Origin of the sequence: Arthrobacter sp. ISL-85 (assembly GCF_018613675.1) — a bacterium.
GTDB lineage: Bacteria > Actinomycetota > Actinomycetes > Actinomycetales > Micrococcaceae > Arthrobacter.
On sequence record NZ_JAGGPQ010000026.1, the window covers coordinates 123,386 to 142,222 of the forward strand.

At 67.0% G+C, this 18,837-nt stretch carries 17 protein-coding genes, 1 tRNA gene and 1 pseudogene; 15 read left to right on the forward strand and 4 right to left on the reverse strand.

The genetic code is table 11. The annotated features are described in order from the left end of the window. Positions 1 to 13: 13 nt before the first annotated feature. From J7I84_RS19320 to J7I84_RS19330, 3 genes are all read left to right on the forward strand, one after another. Positions 14 to 88: transfer RNA gene (locus J7I84_RS19320), tRNA-Val, on the forward strand. Between the two features lie 143 nt (positions 89 to 231). Next, positions 232 to 495 carry an antitoxin gene (locus J7I84_RS19325; protein WP_214946133.1) on the forward strand — a complete coding sequence of 88 codons (264 nt, stop codon included), beginning with the start codon at positions 232 to 234 and terminating at the stop codon, positions 493 to 495. A 182-nt stretch (positions 496 to 677) separates the two neighbouring features. Beyond that, positions 678 to 1,910: a benzoate/H(+) symporter BenE family transporter gene (locus J7I84_RS19330; protein ID WP_214946134.1), complete on the forward strand. Its 1,233-nt coding sequence runs from the start codon at positions 678 to 680 to the stop codon at positions 1,908 to 1,910. Here the strand turns inward: J7I84_RS19330 and zapE are convergent. Beyond that, a complete protein-coding gene (gene zapE / locus J7I84_RS19335; protein ID WP_214946135.1) occupies positions 1,907 to 2,944 on the reverse strand; it encodes a cell division protein ZapE in 1,038 nt (345 codons plus the stop codon). The genes J7I84_RS19330 and zapE overlap by 4 nt on opposite strands. A 201-nt stretch (positions 2,945 to 3,145) precedes the next feature. Here zapE and J7I84_RS19340 point away from each other — a divergent pair, with 201 nt between their 5' ends. The 3 genes from J7I84_RS19340 to ybaK are packed head-to-tail and all read left to right on the forward strand — an operon-like array spanning position 3,146 to position 5,105. Beyond that, positions 3,146 to 4,069: a sulfurtransferase gene (locus J7I84_RS19340; RefSeq protein WP_214946136.1), complete on the forward strand. Its 924-nt coding sequence runs from the start codon at positions 3,146 to 3,148 to the stop codon at positions 4,067 to 4,069. Positions 4,070 to 4,097: 28 nt separating this feature from the next. Then, entirely contained in the window at positions 4,098 to 4,550 is a 453-nt protein-coding gene (locus tag J7I84_RS19345) for a SufE family protein (RefSeq protein WP_214946137.1), read from the forward strand. Between the two features lie 9 nt (positions 4,551 to 4,559). Further along, positions 4,560 to 5,105, forward strand: a complete 546-nt coding sequence (gene ybaK, locus J7I84_RS19350) for a Cys-tRNA(Pro) deacylase (protein WP_214946165.1) — start codon at positions 4,560 to 4,562, stop codon at positions 5,103 to 5,105. Here the strand turns inward: ybaK and J7I84_RS19355 are convergent. From J7I84_RS19355 to J7I84_RS19365, 3 genes and pseudogenes are all read right to left on the reverse strand, one after another. Beyond that, positions 5,079 to 5,603: pseudogene (locus J7I84_RS19355) on the reverse strand (SDR family NAD(P)-dependent oxidoreductase); the annotation flags it as partial. The gene ybaK and the pseudogene J7I84_RS19355 sit on opposite strands and share 27 nt — an antisense overlap. A gap of 37 nt (positions 5,604 to 5,640) precedes the next feature. Next, positions 5,641 to 7,212: a succinic semialdehyde dehydrogenase gene (locus tag J7I84_RS19360; protein WP_214946138.1), complete on the reverse strand. Its 1,572-nt coding sequence runs from the start codon at positions 7,210 to 7,212 to the stop codon at positions 5,641 to 5,643. A 1-nt stretch (position 7,213) separates the two neighbouring features. Then, complete coding sequence (locus J7I84_RS19365; RefSeq protein ID WP_251046848.1) at positions 7,214 to 8,548, reverse strand: S9 family peptidase; 1,335 nt, start codon at positions 8,546 to 8,548, stop codon at positions 7,214 to 7,216. Positions 8,549 to 8,708: 160 nt separating this feature from the next. Here J7I84_RS19365 and J7I84_RS19370 point away from each other — a divergent pair, with 160 nt between their 5' ends. From J7I84_RS19370 to J7I84_RS19410, 9 genes are all read left to right on the forward strand, one after another. Beyond that, positions 8,709 to 9,200: a hypothetical protein gene (locus J7I84_RS19370; RefSeq protein ID WP_214946139.1), complete on the forward strand. Its 492-nt coding sequence runs from the start codon at positions 8,709 to 8,711 to the stop codon at positions 9,198 to 9,200. 14 nt (positions 9,201 to 9,214) lie between these two features. Next, positions 9,215 to 9,748, forward strand: a complete 534-nt coding sequence (gene msrB, locus J7I84_RS19375; protein ID WP_214946140.1) for a peptide-methionine (R)-S-oxide reductase MsrB — start codon at positions 9,215 to 9,217, stop codon at positions 9,746 to 9,748. Positions 9,749 to 9,920: 172 nt separating this feature from the next. Beyond that, the gene (locus J7I84_RS19380; RefSeq protein WP_214946141.1) at positions 9,921 to 11,288 is read left to right on the forward strand and encodes a DUF6421 family protein; all 1,368 of its coding nucleotides are present in this window, start codon (positions 9,921 to 9,923) and stop codon (positions 11,286 to 11,288) included. Further along, entirely contained in the window at positions 11,285 to 12,031 is a 747-nt protein-coding gene (locus tag J7I84_RS19385) for an SDR family NAD(P)-dependent oxidoreductase (protein ID WP_311381170.1), read from the forward strand. Before J7I84_RS19380 ends, J7I84_RS19385 begins: the two co-directional genes overlap by 4 nt. 40 nt (positions 12,032 to 12,071) lie before the next feature. Next, entirely contained in the window at positions 12,072 to 13,169 is a 1,098-nt protein-coding gene (locus tag J7I84_RS19390; RefSeq protein WP_214946167.1) for a low specificity L-threonine aldolase, read from the forward strand. Positions 13,170 to 13,227: 58 nt separating this feature from the next. Next, positions 13,228 to 13,917 (forward strand): DUF3000 domain-containing protein, encoded by a 690-nt coding sequence (locus J7I84_RS19395; protein WP_214946142.1) that lies wholly within the window; start codon positions 13,228 to 13,230, stop codon positions 13,915 to 13,917. Between the two features lie 12 nt (positions 13,918 to 13,929). Then, positions 13,930 to 15,264, forward strand: coding sequence for an HRDC domain-containing protein (locus tag J7I84_RS19400; RefSeq protein ID WP_214946143.1), 1,335 nt, complete (start codon positions 13,930 to 13,932; stop codon positions 15,262 to 15,264). Between the two features lie 122 nt (positions 15,265 to 15,386). Further along, positions 15,387 to 16,667 carry an acetyl-CoA C-acyltransferase gene (locus J7I84_RS19405; RefSeq protein WP_214946144.1) on the forward strand — a complete coding sequence of 427 codons (1,281 nt, stop codon included), beginning with the start codon at positions 15,387 to 15,389 and terminating at the stop codon, positions 16,665 to 16,667. Next, entirely contained in the window at positions 16,664 to 18,829 is a 2,166-nt protein-coding gene (locus J7I84_RS19410; protein ID WP_214946145.1) for a 3-hydroxyacyl-CoA dehydrogenase NAD-binding domain-containing protein, read from the forward strand. The genes J7I84_RS19405 and J7I84_RS19410 overlap by 4 nt, the downstream gene beginning before the upstream one ends. Positions 18,830 to 18,837: the final 8 nt, after the last annotated feature.

Consider the following 18,837-nt stretch of genomic DNA (forward strand, 5'->3'; position numbering starts at 1 on the left):
GTCTTCCGGTCCCGGGCGATTGGCGCAGCGGTAGCGCGCTTCCCTGACACGGAAGAGGTCACTGGTTCGATCCCAGTATCGCCCACCATGAAAAGCAGCTCCCCGGAGCTGCTTTTGTCGTTTCGACGCATCCGCTGCAGGCGAACGCGATTCCCTTGGCACCTCTTCCGCGCCCCGATAAGATCGAATGCGCGAGGAGCGATCTGGCTCCGCGATAGAAGGGAGGTGCCCGTGGGTTTGATTGACGATCTAAAGGGCAAGGCTCAGGGTCTCATCCGCGGCAACGAGCAGGCCATCAAGGACGGCATCACCAAGGCCGGCGATTTCGTCGACACCAAGACCGGCGGCAAGTACGCGGGCCATGTCGACAAGATCCAGGATGGCGCTTCCAAGCTCGTTGACCAGAACGGAACCCCGGGCCAGGCACCTGCCGCCGGACAAGTTCCCCCGGCAGCTCCTGGAAATCCGGTTCCACCGGTAGACAGGGCTCCGTAAAAGGATTTGGCCAAGGCGTTGCCCTAGCACGTCAACGGGGCGCGGGTCCCGCCGCGAGGCGGTGCCCGCGCCTTTGGCGTTTAAAGCCGGGTGGACCCGCCTTGGGTAAGGCGGGTTCGCCGCTGGCCCGGCCGATCCGCTCCAATTCCCGCTTCATCATGCCCCACCGGTAACCTGCGGATATGCCCAAGTCCCCCGCACCTTCCACCACCCAGCATGCCGCCCGTTTCCAGATGGATTCCCGTCCGGTAGTGGCGGGGATCGTCACCGCGTTGGTGGGCTTTACCTCATCGTTTGCCGTCGTCCTGGCCGGGCTCACTGCTGTGGGGGCCAACCCTGCCCAGGCGGCGTCCGGCCTGCTCGCACTGACGCTCGCTGTCGGCCTTGGTGTCCTGCTCCTTGCGTGGCGTTCCAGGGTCCCGGTGACCCTGGCCTGGTCCACGCCCGGCGCGGCGCTGCTTGCGGCGTCAGGAGTGCCCGACGGCGGGTGGCCGGCCGCCGTCGGGGCCTTCGTTGCCGCCGGGCTGCTGTTGGCCCTGACTGGCCTGGTGCCGGCGCTTGGCAGGGTGATGGCGCGCATCCCCTCCTCCCTGGCCCAGGCGATGCTTGCCGGGGTCCTGCTCCAGCTTTGCCTGGCCCCTTTCAAGGCCGTGGGCACCGTGCCTGTATTCGTGGCGCCGGTGATTCTCTGCTGGCTGGTCATGATGAAGTTCGCTCCGCGCTGGGCCGTTCCCGGCGCCTTGCTCACGGCCCTGGCCGTGATCGGCATTTCCCTGGCCTCCGGCGTGCCGTCGGCGGACCCCGGAACCATGCTGCCTGCACTGGCGTGGACCACGCCCACCTTCAGCCTGCAAGCTATGGCAGGGATTGCCCTCCCGTTGTTCGTGGTGACCATGGCCTCGCAGAACGTGCCGGGCGTAGCGGTGCTGCGTTCCTTCGGATACCACACGCCGTGGCGGCCGGCCATGCTGGTCACGGGAGCGGGAACTGTCGCGGCGGCGCCGTTTGGCGGCCACGCCATCAACCTGGCAGCGCTGAGCGCAGCCCTGGCTGCCGGTGAGGAAGCGGGGGCGGACCGAAGCAGGCGGTGGATCGCCGGCTTTACGTCCGGGCTGGCCTACCTGGTGTTGGCCGCCTTTTCCACGGCATTGGTCTCCCTGGTGAACCAGGCGCCGGCAGGAATGCTGGAAACCGTGGCGGGGTTGGCCCTGCTGGGGACGCTGGCTTCAGCAGTCTCCGCTGCACTGGCGGACCCGGAAGACCGCATTGCCCCCTCCGTCACCTTTTTGATGGCGGCTTCGGGCCTGGCTTTCGCCGGAATCGGTTCCGCTTTCTGGGCGCTCCTTGCCGGGCTGGCAGTCCGGTTGGTGTTGCAGCCCCGGCCCGGCCTCCGGGTGGGGAAGAAGTCCGCCTAGGAAGGTTCGTGGTTCTGGCCTTCGCGGGCCAGCGCCGTGAGCCGGGAGACCGCGCGGAAGTACTTCTTCATGTACCCGCCGGTCATCATTTCCTCCGTGAACAGCTTGTCGAACGGAACACCGCTGGCCAGGATGGGCACGTCCTTGTCGTACAGCCGGTCCGCGAGGACCACGAAGCGCAGCGCCACGGCCTGCTCCGTGATGGTTTCGACGTTGCGCCACACCACGCCGTCCACGCCCGCTATCAGTTGGCGGTAGCGGCTGGGGTGTACGCCGGCGAGGTGGTGGATGAGGGTGGAGAACTCGTCCTGGGCCACGGTCTTGCCGTCGAATTCGGCCTTCATGTGCGCGTTGAGTTCGCTGTTCTTCAGCGGTGCCGGTGCGGCGGGGAGGCCACGGTGCCGGAAGTCCTCGCCGTCGATGCGGATCACGTCGAACTGGTCTGCCAGGACCTGGATTTCGCGCTGGAAGTCTACGGCGGCGAAACGGCCGTCCCCCAGGGAGCCGGGCAACGTGTTGGATGTGGCGGCAAGCTTGACCCCGGCGTCGGCCAGCTCCCGCATGAGCCGGGACATCAGGACCGTGTCGCCCGGATCGTCCAGTTCGAATTCGTCAATGCAGACCAGCTGGTAACCGCTCAGGGCGTCTACGGTCTTGCGGAAGGACAGTGCGCCCACAAGGTTGGTGTACTCCACGAAGGTGCCGAAAGCCTTGGGGCCAGGCGCTGCGTGCCACAGGGATGCGAGCAGGTGGGTCTTGCCCACGCCGAAACCGCCGTCCAGGTAAATGCCCGCCCTGGATTCGTCCTTCTTGCCGAACAGCTTCTTGAAAAGCCCGCCCCCGTTACCCGACCCAACGCCGTCGGCAAATCCCTCCAGTGCACGCACGGCGGCGGCCTGGCTGGGCTGCTTGGGGTCCGGGCGGTAGCTCGAAAAGGAAACCTCCCCAAACCGCGGTGACGGGTAGAACCCCTTGAGGAGTTCGTCCACCGAGACTGCCGGAGTGCGGGCGGCAAGCTGTTCGATCTGTACCAAGGTGGTCCGTTCTGCTGGTGGTTGGTCCCCAGAAAGGATACCGGCAATGCGGACCGTACCCGGGCGGGACGCCGTCCAGCCGCCCCGCGGCGTGACGAAGGCAACATTTCGCCCTATTAACGGAATACGGACAACCCCACGGGCGCTGGCTAGGGTGGGAACAGGTTCCAATTCCCGCTCTCTTTACTGAAAGGCCAAGCCATGCCCTACCCGGTTGAACAGAATGAGAAGTTCGCAGCCTACGCCCACCCGGAGCGACTCGTGTCCACCGAGTGGCTCGCGGCCGCCATCGAAAACGGCGCAGTGGCAAACGGCAGCCTCATCGCGGTGGAGTCCGACGAGGACGTGCTCCTGTACGAAACCGGCCACATCCCGGGTGCCGTGAAAGTCGACTGGCACACGGACCTGAACGACGACGTCACCCGCGACTACGTTGACGGTGCCGCGTTTGCTGAACTCGCGGCGTCGAAAGGCATCTCCCGCGACAGCACCGTGGTCATCTACGGTGACAAGTCCAACTGGTGGGCCGCCTACGCCCTCTGGGTCTTCACGCTCTTCGGACACCAGGACGTCCGGCTGCTGGATGGCGGCCGGGACAAGTGGGTCGCCGAAGGTCGCGAACTGACCAAGGACCGGCCCGCCCCCGTTCCCGGAAACTACCCGGTCGTGGAGCGCGACGACGCCCCCATCCGCGCCTTCAAGGACGACGTCCTGGCGCACCTGGGCAAGCCGCTCATCGATGTCCGCTCTTCCGAGGAGTACACCGGCCAGCGCACCCACATGCCGGCCTACCCGGAAGAGGGCGCCCTGCGCGGCGGCCACATCCCCACCGCAGCTTCCATTCCGTGGGCCCGTGCCGCCGCCGAGGACGGAACGTTCCGCAGCAGGGAGGAACTGGAAGCCATCTACCTGGGCGAGGCCGGACTGGCCGAGGGCGACGACGTCGTGGCGTACTGCCGCATCGGCGAACGGTCCAGCCACACCTGGTTCGCCCTCAAGTACCTCCTGGGCTTTGAGACCGTCCGCAACTATGACGGATCCTGGACCGAGTGGGGCAACGCCGTGCGCGTCCCGATCGTCAAGGGCGCCGAGCGCGGTTCCGTGCCCGTCGCCGTCGGAGCGTAACCAGGCTCCCCCGCGTAGACTTGGACCGATGACTACTCAAGCTTTGCCTTCCGCCCTGGCGGCAATCGTGGACGATTTCCAGGCCCTGTCCGAACCCGAGAGGCTGCAGCTGCTGCTGGAGTTCTCTGAAGGACTGCCGGAACTCCCGGACCGGCTCAAGGACCACCCGGAACTCCTCGAGCAGGTGGTGGAGTGCCAGTCGCCGCTGTTCCTCACCATTGAGACGGAGAATAACGACGCCGGCGCCGTCCGTTTGTTCTTCAAGGCACCTGCCGAGGCCCCAACTACGCGGGGATTCGCCGGCGTCCTGCACGAGGGCCTGGACGGCCTGTCGGCAGGGGAGATCCTGTCCGTGCCTGACGACATGCCGGAACTGCTGGGGCTCACGAGGGCCATCACGCCGCTGCGCATGCGCGGCATGACCGCCATGCTGGGCAGGATCAAGCGCAAGGTGGCTGCGGCGTCCCGAACCCAGGCCTGACGCGCATCGATGGCGCGAAAAAACTCATCCCAGGGAACCCCGGCCACCGCGGCCTTGACCGCGGCCGGGGTTCCCTTTGTGCTGCATCCGTACACCCACGATCCCTCCGCCGCCAGCTATGGTGCCGAAGCTGCGGAAGCACTGGGCATCGATCCATCCCGCGTCTTCAAGACGTTGATGGTGGAAGTGGAGGGCAGGCTCGCGGTAGGCATCGTTCCGGTCAGCGGCACCTTGGACCTGAAGGCCATGGCCGCCGCACTCGGCGCCAAGAAAGCTGCCATGGCCGATCCTGCTGCGGCCCAGCGCCGCACGGGTTATGTCCTGGGCGGTATCTCCCCGCTCGGCCAGCGCCAGCCCTCCCCCACGGTGCTGGATTCCAGCGCCCTGGCCCTGGAAACCCTGCTCGTATCCGGGGGAAAGCGTGGCCTGGACATTGAGCTGGCCCCTGCCGACCTGGTCCGCCTGACGAACGCCGTCACGGCGCCCATCAGTTCCCTGGCGGCAGGCGAGCGTGCCGACAGGCGTTTGATCCGCCCGGAGCTCTGCCCGGAGTGATTCGTTGAAGCCGAAGGCGGCGAACTTGCTGGCGGAGTAGTCCGTCTGCCGGGCAACTCCCACCAGCCCGGCAGCGCTGGCAACGGTGACCATGGTGCCGCGCCCGCGCTGTGCCATGCCGCCGACGAAAGCGCGGGTGACCCAGTACAAGGCCATGACGTTGACATTCATGGTCCGTTCGATGGCTTCCTCCGTGGCGTCACTGAGTCGCTGGCCGCTGACCACCCCCGCGTTGTTGACCAGGACATCCACCGGCCCTGCCTCCGCCGCGGCAGCCTTGACGGCTTCCCGGTCCGTGACGTCCACGGCCCGGGCCTCGGCGTGCCCGCCGGCGGCCCGGATTTCGTCGCGCACCGCTGTGCCCCGTGCTGCGTCCATATCCCAGATCAGCACGCGGCTGCCGCGCCGGGCGGCGCCGACCGCCAGGCGGCGGCCCAGCCCGTTTCCCCCTCCCGTGACCAACAGTGTTGCGCCGGAAAGCCGGGTTCCTTTAGCCATCTCAGTTCTCCTCGGGTCGTGGCACAGGCTGTGGCATTTAGCGGTTTCGGGGGAAGCGCTGCATTAGTGTGATGGCGCCTTTCATGATCCGTGCGTAGGCCTGGTTCGACATCCCGGGCGCGGGAGCCACCCGGAGCAGCCGCTGCACGGCGATGGTCTGCGGCTCGGTGTATTTCAGGATGCCTTCCCGGCCGTGGCGGCGGCCGGCACCGGAGTCCTTCATGCCTCCGATGGGTGCATCATGGGATGCCCAGGTTGCGGCATAGCCTTCATTGACGTTGATAGTTCCTGTCAGCAGCCGGCGGGCCACCTCTTCCCCGTGCCGGGCGGACCAGACACTGGCATTCAAGCCAAAGTCGGAATCGTTGGCCAGGGCGACGGCCTCGTCGTCGTCCGCCGCCCGGTAGACGGAGACCACCGGCCCGAAGGTCTCTTCCCGGGCAAGGAGCATGTCCTCCCTGACTCCTGCCAGGACGGTGGGTTCGTAGAACAAGGGGCCCAGGTCAGGCCGGCGCCGGCCGCCGGTGAGGAGTTGGGCCCCTTTGGCGAGCGCATCCTGGACGTGGCGGTCCACCCGCTCAACCTGTTGCGTGCTGATCAGCGATCCCATCCCGATGTCCCAGTCCGGGCCGGCGCCCATGCGGATGTCCTTTACCTTGGCCGTGAACGCAGCCAGGAAGCTGTCATGGACGTCAGCGTGCACATAAATCCGCTCAATACTGACGCACAGCTGCCCGGAGTTGGAGAAGCAGGCGTGCACCGCGCCGGCGGCGGCCTTGCCCACGTCCGCATCGGCCAGCACCAGCATGGGGTTCTTGCCGCCCAGTTCGGCGGAGAAACCGATCAGCCGCTCACCGCACTGCCTGGCAACGGTCTTGCCGGTCTTGGAGGATCCGGTGAACATCAGGAAGTCAACGCAGTCAATCAAGGCCCGGCCTATCACAGTGCCCGGGCCGGTGACGATCTGGAACAGGTCAGCCGGAAGGCCGGCCTCCCGGAGGAGCCTGAGCATCAGCAGGGCCGTGAAGGGCGTTCGGGAATCCGGCTTCAGGACAATGCCGTTGCCCGCCAGCAGTGCCGGGATGGCATCCGAAACCGCAAGCGTCAGCGGATAGTTCCAGGGGCTGATGACCCCCACTACTCCCTTTGGCACGCGGTATTCGGTGGTGCGGGTCAGTACCGGGGCTGCGCCCTTCCGGCGGCGCGGTCCCAGGTACCGCTCGGCGTTGCGCTCGTAATAGCCGGCCGTCAGGACAACATCCGCGAACTCCTCGAAGGCACTCAACCTGGACTTGCCGCTCTCCGCCTGCACCAGGTCAAGGATGTCCCGCTCCCGCTCCAGCAGCAGCGCCACGAACCGCCGGATCACGGCGCTCCGTTCAGCGATGGACAGGCCTGCCCAGTGCCGCTGGGCAAGGCGGGCAGTGTCGACGGCGGCCCGCACGTCCTGCGGAATGCAAACGGGTACTTCACCCACCACCGTGCCGTCGAAGGGTGCGTGCGAGGCCTGGGCCGGCCTGCCCGGAGCTGACGCCACCAGTCCTGGAAGTTCCGCCGCCAGCTGCCGGCCCCGTTCGAGCAGGGCTCCTGTACCGCGTTGCTTCCCCATATCAGGCCCCCGGCTGCGTTGACCGGGCCGGCGCATCCGCCCCGGGCCTTGAGTCCGATGACTCCGGACCAGGGCCTGATTCAGGGTTAAGGCCCGATCCCGGGTTAAGGCTTGATCCCGGGTTGAGCCGCGGGGCGAGCTGTTGGCGCAGCCAGGCTTTCACCAGCCGTTCCCAGCGCTCGGGGTCCACATTCCATTCCTTGGTATGCCGTGCGTGGTTGAACGTTTCGAACGTCACCATTTCCGGGTTCCGCTCTGCCAGCAGGGCTGACGGTCCGTACGGTACATACTCATCGTCCACGCTGTGGATGATCAGGGTGGGAGTCCGCAGCTCAACGGCCCGGGACACCCAGTCCATGACTTTCAGGTCGACGGGCGCGGAGAGGCCCGTGAGCCTGCGTCCCAGCGGGTGGCCCAGCATCAGCTGTCCATACCGGCCCACCAGGGACGGGATCCGGTTCAGCTGCGCGTGGTGCGCCAGCACTGTGACCCAGTCGATCACCGGTGCGTCCAGCACCATGGCCCGGATCAGGTGCCGGTAGCGGGAAAGATCCGCAGTCTGCAGGCAAATGGCCCCGCCCATGGACCAGCCGAACAGGACAACTTCCTCGGCGCCGTTGGCCAGCGCGTACCCAATGCCAGCTTCGATGTCCTGCCACTCCGTTGACCCCAGGCCGTACCGCCCGTCGTCGGCTGACGGCGCCAGTCCGTCATTCCGGTAGGACACCAACAGGCTGGTCAGGCCCAGTTCCAGCGCCGGACCCACCGCGCGCAGCGCTTCCTGCCGGGTGGCCCCGCGCCCGTGCACCATGATGGCCCAGGTCCGCGCCGTCCCGTTTGCCCGGACCAGCCAGGCGGGAGCTTCGCCGCGCTCAACAGGGATCTGCACGTCCTCGGCCGGAATTCCGACGGCGGCCGGGTCCGGGTAGGTGGCGCCGCTCCACCATCCCCAGCGGGCCGTGGCGAGATCGCCGCTGTAGACGGCTTCGACCTCGCGCAGCACTGTCCGCTCGGCGGGCGAGTAGGAAACGATGCGTCCGATCCGTGCATGCCCTTTGCCGCCGTCGAAAAAGAACCCGTAGACCCCGTCCACGGTGGTGTCATCGTTGGCGGCCAGGATCACCTGCTGCTGCTGCCCGTCGCGAATCACGGCGAGCACTTCCTTGTCCGCCACCCGCTGCCGGGCCGGGGTGATGACCCGGCGGGCAAAATACACGGCGAGCGCCGAGGAACCCGCTCCCAGCAGGCCCGCCACCGACCCGCCGGCGATGGCACCGCCAATGGCCCACTTGGCCCCCGGCGAAACCCCGCCGGATTCCCTGGTGGGTGCAGTCATTGCAGGGCGCGCTCGCCGGAAAGGTGCCATGGGACTATTCTTACCGGCCCTGCCGCAGATGCCCGCATTCCAGGACCGGCCCGGCACGGCGCCGTCCGGCTGAACCGGGACCGCTCCGAAGTGCAGTGCAGGGCTCTACGTGCGGGACTAGGCTAAGGCCATGAGTGATCCCATCGTCATCCTGACTGAAGAACCCCTGGGCGCGGACGACCGCCTTAACATCGAACGGCTCGTGGATGGTTCGGACAGCCGCCTGGTGGTCCTGGTGCCAGCCAACACGGAGCGGCACCTGCTCGTGGACTTTCTGGAAAACCTGTCCATGCTGGACGTTGCCAAGGCCTTCCGCGAACTGGCCGCCCGTAACCCGGATGCCGCCGCCGAACGGACCCGCGCAGACGAAACCCTGGCGGTATCGCTCGCGGCGCTTGAGGGACTGGGCTCCGCTGTGACCGGCCAGGTGGTGGACGGTAAGGCCGTGGACGGCCTCGTGGCCAAGGTCCGGGAAACGGGCGCGTCCCAGGCCGTGGTGATCACCAGGCCGCATGCCGTGGCCGATACCTTCCATACCGACTGGGCCAACAAGGCCCAGGACCAACTCGGCGTTCCTGTGCTCCACCTGTACGCGGGCTCGGGATTTATCGGCGACTCCTGAGCGTTGGGAATGCTATGAGCAAATTTGGAAACAGCATCTTCGGTAACAAGGCACCAGGCGTTGCTGGTGGGACACAGAACAGCAGTGCGCAGGAGGCTACGGCCCAAGGAGGGTCTGTCGGGAAGAGTGATGCCCAGTGGCGGGAGGAACTGACCCCGGAGGAGTACCACGTCCTCCGCCAGGCCGGGACCGAACGGCCGTACACCGGTGAGTACTGGGACACCCACACCGAGGGTGTCTACCAATGCCGCGCCTGCGGCGCCGAGCTGTTCACCAGCAACGAAAAGTTCGATTCCCACTGCGGCTGGCCTTCCTTCTGGGCTCCGTTGGCCGACGGTACCGTCCGCTACATCCATGACCGCACCTTGGGCATGGAGAGGATCGAAGTACGGTGCGCCACCTGTGACTCGCACCTGGGGCATGTGTTCGAGGGCGAGGGTTACGGAACACCCACGGACCAGCGTTACTGCATCAACTCGGTCTCCCTCCGGCTCGTGGCCAGGGACGCAGCACAAGACAACGAAGCGAATGACGGGGAGCAAAACTAAGGCCCCAAAGGCCCGGGAAACGGAGCCGATCCCACAGGCGAAGGCAGGTCTCGGTCCAGTCCAAAAAGCCCCGAGGCCAAGTCCTTCTTATGCAAAGACCTGCCGGGCATAAGTCCTGCTGGTTGCTTGTTACGCTCGCAAGAGAAGCAAGCAACCAGAAAGGCAGCCGACGATGACAGAGACCCTGACCACCGCCGTAACCGGGATTTCCGCGCAGAACCAGGACTGGCTCCGGCTCAAGGGCGCGGCAGCCGCCCTTCAGGCCCTCCAGGCCAAGGACGGGTCCGTCCCGGACGCTGCCAACCACTTGGAAGCAGCCGGACACGTGGAAACCATCGTGGGTGCTGTCAAGGCCCTGGCTCCCGCCTTTCCCCATGACGCCGCCTACCTTGAGGCCGCCTGCACCGACTTCCAGGCATGGGCCGCCGGCGGCTTCGCGGTCCCGGACTTCCTGTCGTCCCTGCTGGCGTTCCAGCCCCAGGCGCAGCGCCATGACGGGCTGCAGCACCTGGTGGTCTTCCCGATGTACACCCAGAACGGCAGCAGCAACCGGCTGGTGGAGGCCGTTCTGGTGGAGGTCATCTGGCCGGAGTTCATTGCCGGCCTGGAAGCCGGCGAGTACTCCAACAAACTGTTCGTCCCCATCCGCTTCGTCGACTTCACGCCGGGCTATGACACCAACTCGGCTGTCCTCTTCCCCGAGACGGTAGCGGTCAGCGAAACCCCCACCTTCACGTGGGGCGCCATCTTCGCCGACCGGGAAGCTGCCCGGTTCCGCCGTGTGCTGAAGGCCGCCGCGGAGATCACCTCCCTGGAGCTCCCGGAGGGGGCCGCGGAACTGCTCGTTGACCAGGACCTCACCGAGGCCACCTTCGTCATGTGGGACCTGATCCACGACCGGACGCACATGCGCGGCGACCTGCCCTTCGATCCCTTCATGATCAAGCAGCGGATGCCCTACTTCCTTTACTCCCTCGAGGAACTCCGCTGCGACCTCACCGCCTTCCGCGAATCGGTCCGGATCGAAAAGGACGACGACGCCGACCCCGAAGCCCGGCGGCACGCCAAGCTCGTGCAGTACGCCATCATCTTCGACCGCATCTTCCGCTTCGCCATCACCGGCAGCCGGGTCCGCAACTACGACGGCCTGGGCGGCCAACTCCTCTTCGCGTGGCTGCACCAGCAGCACGTGCTGCACTGGACGGACACCCGGCTTACCATCGACTGGGATGAAGTTGCCGATGCCGTCATCGCTTTGGGAGCCAGCATCGACGAACTGTACTGGCGCTCCATCGACCGGCCCAAGACCGCGCACTGGCTGGCGGCCTACCAACTGGTTTCGGCAACCGTCACACCCAACCCGGCCTCCGTGTGGGCAAAGGGGCCCGACGCGCTGCCGCTGGCGGGAACACCCCGGGGCCTCACTGACCAGGTACTGGACGACGAATTCCCGCTTTCCATGTTCTACGAAGCATTGGAGAAGAAGATGCGCCCCGTGATTGAATCCACGGCCGGCATCACCGGCCGCTCCGCGCTGTGACCGGTTCCGCCACTGCAGCTGCCGCACTGGACAACAGGCCGCTGAATGTCCTGGTGGCTGGCGGCGGCGGCGCGTCCGGCGTCGCCGTTGCCCGTGCGCTGGCTGCGGCCGGGCACCGCGTGGCCACCGTGGGATCGGACCAGGCCAGGATCCGTGCGGCGGCGGAGAAGGCGGGCGACGGCGTCACCCCCTACACCTGCGACCTCGCGGATCTCGACGGCGTCCGGCACTTGCGGGCGCAGCTCTCCGGCGCCGCCGGGCCAGTGGATGCCGTGATCCACCTGGTGGGCGGCTGGCGCGGGGCCAAGGGCATCACTGACCAGTCCGACGACGACTGGGACTTCCTGGAGCGCGGCGCCATCACCACGCTGCGCAATGTGTCACGGGTCTTTTTCGACGACATCGCCGCGTCCCCTGCCGGCAGGTTTGCCATCGTGTCCTCTACGGCCGTGGAAAAACCAACCGCAGCGGCAGCAAGTTACGTTGCAGCGAAGGCGGCGGCGGAAGCCTGGACCATGGCCATGGCCGACGGCTTCCGCCGGGCCGCCGGGGACGACGGAAGCCAGGCGGCTGCCAGCATCCTGGTGGTCAGGGCGCTGGTAGACGATGAACTCCGGCGCGCCCACCCGGAGCGGAAGTTTCCGGGGGCGACGGACGTGGCCGACCTTGCCGCCGCCGTCGTCCGGCTTTTCGGCACACCGTCCACCGAACTCAACGGCGCCCGGCTCCGGCTGGCGGACTGACCGCCGCGACTGTACCTAAACTGAAAGCGTGAGCAACCCTATGACGACAACAGCAGAAACAGTCGCGGCGCTGCGGCTCCACGACCCCAACGTGCGCGGCTTCGCCTCCGATAACTACTCCGGCGTCCACCCCGAGGTCCTGGCAGCTTTGGCAGCGGCCAATGACGGGCACCAGGTCTCCTACGGGGAAGACGACTACACCGCCCGGTTGCAGGAACTCATGGTTGAACACTTCGGCCCCGGCATCGAATGCTTCCCGGTCTTCAACGGCACCGGCGCCAATGTCCTGTCCCTGCAGTCCCTGCTCCCCCGCTGGGGAGCCGTGGTGTGCGCCTCCACCGCCCACATCAACATGGATGAAAACGGTGCACCTGAGCGCATCGGCGGCATGAAGCTTCTGCAGGTTCCCACCCCGGACGGCAAGCTGACCCCGGAGCTTATTGACCGGGAGGCCTGGGGCTGGGGCGACGAGCACCGCGCCCAGCCGCTGGCCGTCTCCATTACCCAAACCACTGAACTGGGCACGTGCTACACGCCGGAGGAAGTGCGGGCCATCGCAGACCATATCCATGCCAAGGGCATGAAGCTGCACATGGACGGAGCACGGCTGGCCAACGCCGCCGCCCACCTGGGCGTTCCCCTGCGGGCCTTCACCCGGGACGCCGGTGTTGACATCCTGTCCTTCGGTGGCACCAAGAACGGGCTCCTCTTTGGTGAGGTGGTGGTGGCGCTGAACCCTGAGGCTGCCCACGGCCTGGTATACCTGCGCAAGATGAACATGCAACTGGCTTCCAAGATGAGGTTCATGTCCGCCCAGTTCATCGCCCTGCTGGAAGGCGGCCTCTGGCTGCGCTCCGCCTCCCACGCCAACGCCATGGCCGCCCGGCTGCGGGCCGCCATCGACACCATCGAGGGCGTCCACCCCACGCAGAAGACGGAATCCAACGGCGTCTTCGCCATCCTCCCCCCCGGGGTGGCGGACAGGCTGCGCAGTTCCTTCCGGTTCTACGACTGGGACGAGGCAGCAGGGGAAGTCCGCTGGATGTGCTCCTTTGACACCACCGAGGAGGATGTTGATGCCTTCGCTGCCGCAATCCGCCACGAACTGCGGGATTACCGGGACGGCCAGGCAGGGTGACGTGCCCCTGGCGGCGAGCCTTCCCGTCCAGCCCCGCCCCGCCCCGTAATCTGCCAAGGTGAACGCACTTGACCAGGTTCCCCCGGATTTTCTCCACGCCTTGGGAACCCTCAGGAAAGCCCGGTGCCGCAAGGAACTGCGCCTGGCCGAAATCCCTGCCCCCGCACGGCTGGCTCCCTTCGCCGTCGCGCTCGGTGCTGAAGTCATGGCCCCCGGCGCAGGTACCCTTTCCACACCCGTTCACGGACCGGCGGCACTGGCTTTCGCCGCAGCCTCCGGTACCGCAGCCGCTCCGGCGGACGACGATGAGACGGAACTCGCCACCGGGCGCTTCATCCTGCTGCATGACCCGGACGGCTCCGCAGTCTGGGACGGCGAGTTCCGCATCGTCACCTACATCCGGGCCGAGCTGGAACCGGAGATGGGCAACGACCAAATGCTGGGAACCGTGGCATGGACATGGCTGGTGGAGGCGCTGGAGAACCACAAGGCTGCTTACCGGGCAGCCGGCGGGACCGCCACCCGGGTCCTTTCCGAAAGCTTCGGCACCCTGGCCGGCCGGCCGGGCTCCATCGACATCGAACTCCGGGCCTCCTGGACGCCGGATTCCGCCGATATCCAGGCGCATCTGGAAGCGTGGTCAGACATGGTGTGCACGTTCGCGGGCCTCCCGCCGCTGCCTGACGGCGTTACCGCCCTTCCGCCCCGGCGCAGGGGCCAACAGAACGGTTATGGGGCAGCCCGGTAAACTGGGGGCATCATGACCCCAAACATTCCGGAAAACACCACAGCCGGCGTCCCGGCTGCTGCTGCCGCACCCCACATCACGGTGGAAGGCTTTGACAGCCCCATCCCCGAAATCATCGATCTCGACGCACCCCGGGATGGCGTTCCCCTGGTCATCGAAACCCTGTCCGGCCTGGAACGCTGCGCCGCAGCCCTTGCCGCCGGCACCGGTCCGGCCGGCGTTGACGCCGAGCGCGCCTCCGGGTTCCGCTACGGCCAGCGCGCGTTCCTGGTCCAGATCCGGCGCGAAGGCGCGGGGACCTGGTTGATCGATCCTGAGCCGTTCGGGAACCTGGGCATCATCAACGACGCCCTGCGCGGGGTTGAGTGGATCCTGCACGCCGCGAGCCAGGACCTGCCCTGCCTGTCCGAACTTGGGATGTGGCCGGACAAGCTTTTCGACACGGAACTCGCCGCACGCCTGGCCGGGCTTCCCCGCGTGGGCCTGGCTGCGGTCATCGAACAGCTCCTGGGGTTCGGGCTTGCCAAGGAACACTCCGCCGCGGACTGGTCCACCCGCCCCCTGCCGGAGCCGTGGCTGCGCTACGCCGCGCTCGATGTCGAGGTCCTCACCGAGCTCCGCGAGGAACTTATCGAACTGCTCCAGGCGGACGGCAAACTGGAGTACGCCGAGCAGGAATTCGCAGCCATTCTCGACGCCGGCATCGCTCCCCCTCGGGTGGACCCCTGGCGGAAGACCTCGGGCCTGCACCAGATCCGGGACCGCCGCCAGCTCGCCGCTGTCCGGGAGCTGTGGCTGGAACGCGATTCACTGGCGCAGAAACGCGATGTGGCGCCCGGCAGGCTCATTCCGGACTCTGCCCTGGTAGCTGCGGCAAAAGCCATGCCCGCCACCGTCCCGCAACTGCTCAGCACCAAGGGGTTCCACGGCCGCGCGGCCCAGCGCGAAGCTCCACGCTGGCTGCGCTGCATCGCCGCAGCGCGGGACCTGGAGGAACTGCCGCCCCTGCACCTGGCCACGAACGCCCCGCCGCCGCCAAGGGTCTGGGCAGACCGCGATCCCGAGGCCGCCGCACGCCTGGCCACCGCCCGCCCGCTGCTCCAGGCCAAGGCCGAGGAACTGAACCTGCCGCTGGAAAACCTCTTGACGCCCGACTACCTGCGGCGGGTCGCATGGCGGCCGCCTGAAGACGTTTCCGAGGATTCAATTTCCGCTGAATTGCGGGAACTCGGCGCCCGCGGGTGGCAGGTGGAACTCGCTGCTCCGCTGATCACGGCCGCTTTCCTGAGCCCGCAGCCGCTGCCGCCCAAGGAGCCCAAAGCCACTGTTGTAGCCGGCGGACAGTAGCCAGGCAAGCCCAAGCCCTTGCAGGCTAAGTTACTCACGAGTAACATCGGTGGAACCGACGCCAGGCTGCTGCCGCCCTCCGGCATGCACCCGGCGCGCCACATCTCGATGAGGAGTTACACGTGAGCCAGCACGGAAGCGGCGCATCTACGCGCACTGTCCGCGACGTCGTCTTTGTGGACGGCATCCGCACACCCTTCGGAAGGGCCGGCGAGAAGGGAATCTACGCCGGAACCCGGGCCGACGACCTGATCGTAAAATGCATCCGCGGCCTGCTGCGCCGCAACCCGTCGCTGCCGGCGGAGCGGATCGACGAGGTGGCCATTGCCGCCACCACCCAGACCGGTGACCAGGGCCTCACCCTGGGCAGGACGGCCGCGCTGCTGGCCGGCCTTCCGCGCACGGTTCCCGGCTTCGCGATCGACCGCATGTGCGCCGGTGCCATGACCGCTGTCACCACCACGGCGGGCGGCATCGGCTTTGGCGCCTACGACGTGGTAATTGCCGGTGGGGTGGAACACATGGGACACCACCCCATGGGCTCAGGCGCCGACCCCAACCCCCGGTTCATGTCTGAACGGCTGGTGGACCCGGCGGCCCTGAACATGGGAAACACCGCCGAGAACCTGCATGACCGCTTCCCCGCCATCACCAGGGAGCGCACGGACGCCTATGCGGTGGCTTCGCAGGACAAACTGGCTGCCGCCTACCAGGACGGCATGATCCAGCCGGACCTGGTTCCCGTTGCCGCCCGGAAGCCCGGTGAGGGCTGGACTGTCCACAGCAAGGACGAACCTCCCCGCCCGGGCACCACCTTGGCCGATCTCGCCGGCCTGCGGACACCGTTCCGCGCCCACGGCCGGGTCACCGCCGGAAACGCCGCCGGCCTGAACGATGGCGCAACCGCCGCCGTCCTGGCGTCCGCCGAAGCCGCCGCCGAACTGGGCCTGTCCGTCAAGATGCGGCTGGTCAGCTACGCCTATGCAGGAGTGGAGCCGGAGGTCATGGGCATCGGTCCTGTCCCAGCCACCGAAAAGGCCCTGAAGACTGCGGGCCTGGGCATCGATGACATTGGGCTGTTCGAAATCAACGAGGCCTTCGCCGTCCAGGTCCTGAGTTTCCTGGACCACTACGGCATTGCCGACGACGACCCCCGGGTCAACCGCTACGGCGGCGCCATCGCCGTGGGCCACCCCCTCGCCTCCTCCGGTGTCCGGTTGATGATCCAGCTGGCGCGCCAGTTTGAGGAAGACCCGTCGGTCCGCTATGGACTGACTACCATGTGCGTGGGCCTGGGCATGGGGGGCACCGTGATCTGGGAGAACCCGCACCACCCCGACTACAGTGGAACCCCCGCCGGGGAGACCGCTTCCGCCACCGTTTCCGAAGGAGCCCACGCATGAGCGCCGCAGATTACCGCAAGTTGGCGGACCTCTTCCCCAACGAAACCGTGACCCACTCTTACGTCCAGGACATCACCCTGCCGGGAACTGCAGGGAAGCCAAGCCCGGGCACCTTCGCCCTGGTCACGCTGGACAACGACCTTGACCACACCAAGCCCACCACCCTTGGCCCCAACACTTTGGTCGAGCTCGGCACGTTGCTGGAAGGGCTGCGGGACCGTGCCGCCCGCGGAGACATCGTGGGTGTCGGGGTGACCGGAAAGCCGCATTACCTAGTGGCCGGAGCGGACCTGTCCGCCGTGAAGTCGCTGGAAAACCGCGAGCACGGGCTGTGGATGGCTCAGTTGGGCCACGACGTTTACGCAACCCTGGCAAACCTTGGCGTCCCCAGCTTCGCCTTCATCAACGGCGTCGCCCTGGGCGGCGGCCTGGAGATCGCCCTGCAGTCCACCTACCGCACGGTGTCCACCGGCGCAGGCGCACTGGCGCTCCCGGAAGCCTTCCTGGGCCTGGTGCCTGGCTGGGGCGGCGTGTACATCCTTCCCCGCCTGGTGGGGCCTGAAAACGCCGTCAAGGTCATGATCGAGAACCCGCTCAGCAACAACCGGACGCTTTCCGGCGCGCAGGCGTTCGGTTTGGGAATCGCCGACGCCGCCTTTGAACCTGCCGACTTCCTGGAGCAGTCACTGGCCTGGGCCGCGGGAGTCATCTCCGGCGAGGTGGTCCCTGACCGTGCCAACGCCGTCGACCCCACCTCCCCTGAGGCAGCGGCCCGCTGGTCCGCTGCCGTGGACGCCGGACGGAAGTTCGTGGAAGGCAAGACCTCCAATGCCTCCCCTGCCCCTGCCAAAGTCCTGGACATCCTGGAAGCCAACCGCACCTTGACGGCAGCGGAGTCCGCTGCCCTGGAGTGCGAAACCCTGGCTGAACTGATGCAGACGGATGAGTTCCGCTCCACCGTCTACGCGTTCCTTGACCTGGTCCAGAAGCGTGGCAAGCGCCCGGCCGGGGCTCCCGACCGCAAGCTGGCCCGCCCCGTTACCAAGGTGGGCGTGGTGGGCGCCGGCCTGATGGCCGGCCAGCTTGCCCTGCTCTTTGCCCGCCAACTGAAGGTGCCCGTGGTCCTCACCGACATCGACCAGGCCCGGGTGGACAAAGGCGTGGCCTACGTCCATGGCGAGGTGGACAAACTGCTGGCGAAGAAGCGCGTGAGCCAGGACGCTGCCAACCGCACGAAAGCGCTGGTGACAGGATCGGTGTCAAAGGAAGCCTTCGCGGACGCCGACTTCGTGATCGAGGCTGTCTTCGAGGAACTGCACATCAAGAAGCAGGTCTTCGCCGAGCTGGAAGGCATCGTGTCGCCGGAGTGCATCCTGGCCACCAATACGTCTTCCCTCTCGGTGACGGAAATGGCCGCGGACCTGCAGCACCCCGAACGGCTGGTGGGTTTCCACTTCTTCAACCCCGTGGCCGTGATGCCGCTGCTGGAGATTGTCCGTGCCCCGCGGACCGATGACGCGGTGCTGGCCACCGCCTTTGAGCTGGCCAAGGCCCTGAAGAAGACCGGCGTGCTGGTCAAGGACGCGGCCGCGTTCGTGGTCAACCGCATCCTTTTGCGGCTCATGGGGGAAGTGACGGCCGCCTTCGACGAAGGCACTCCGGCAGAGGTGGCGGACACCGCCCTGCGGCCCATGGGCCTGCCGATGACGCCCTTCACGCTGCTGGCCATGGTGGGCCTCCCTGTGGCGCAGCATGTCCAGGAATCGCTGAACGCTGCCTTCGGCGACCGTTTCCCGGTCTCCGTCAACCTCAAGAAGCTCATCGACAACAACGTCAAGGCACTCTGGGAGACCGCCCCGGATGGTTCCCGCGCCATCCCCCACTCCACCCTTGAACTGATGTCCTTTGGCACCAGCCCTTCCACGGCAGGGCAGGTCCTGCACCGCGTCCAGGATGCACTGGCTCAGGAAATCGGCCTGATGCTGGACGAAGGCGTCGTCGCCGGCCCGGAGGACATCGACCTGTGCATGATCCTGGGCGCGGGCTGGCCCATGTTCCTGGGCGGCATCACGCCGTACCTGGATCGCGTGGGCGCGTCGGAGCGGGTCAACGGCAAGCGGTTCCTGCAACCCGGCGTGGCCTCAAGCCGGGCCCAGCGGTAAGCGCACCG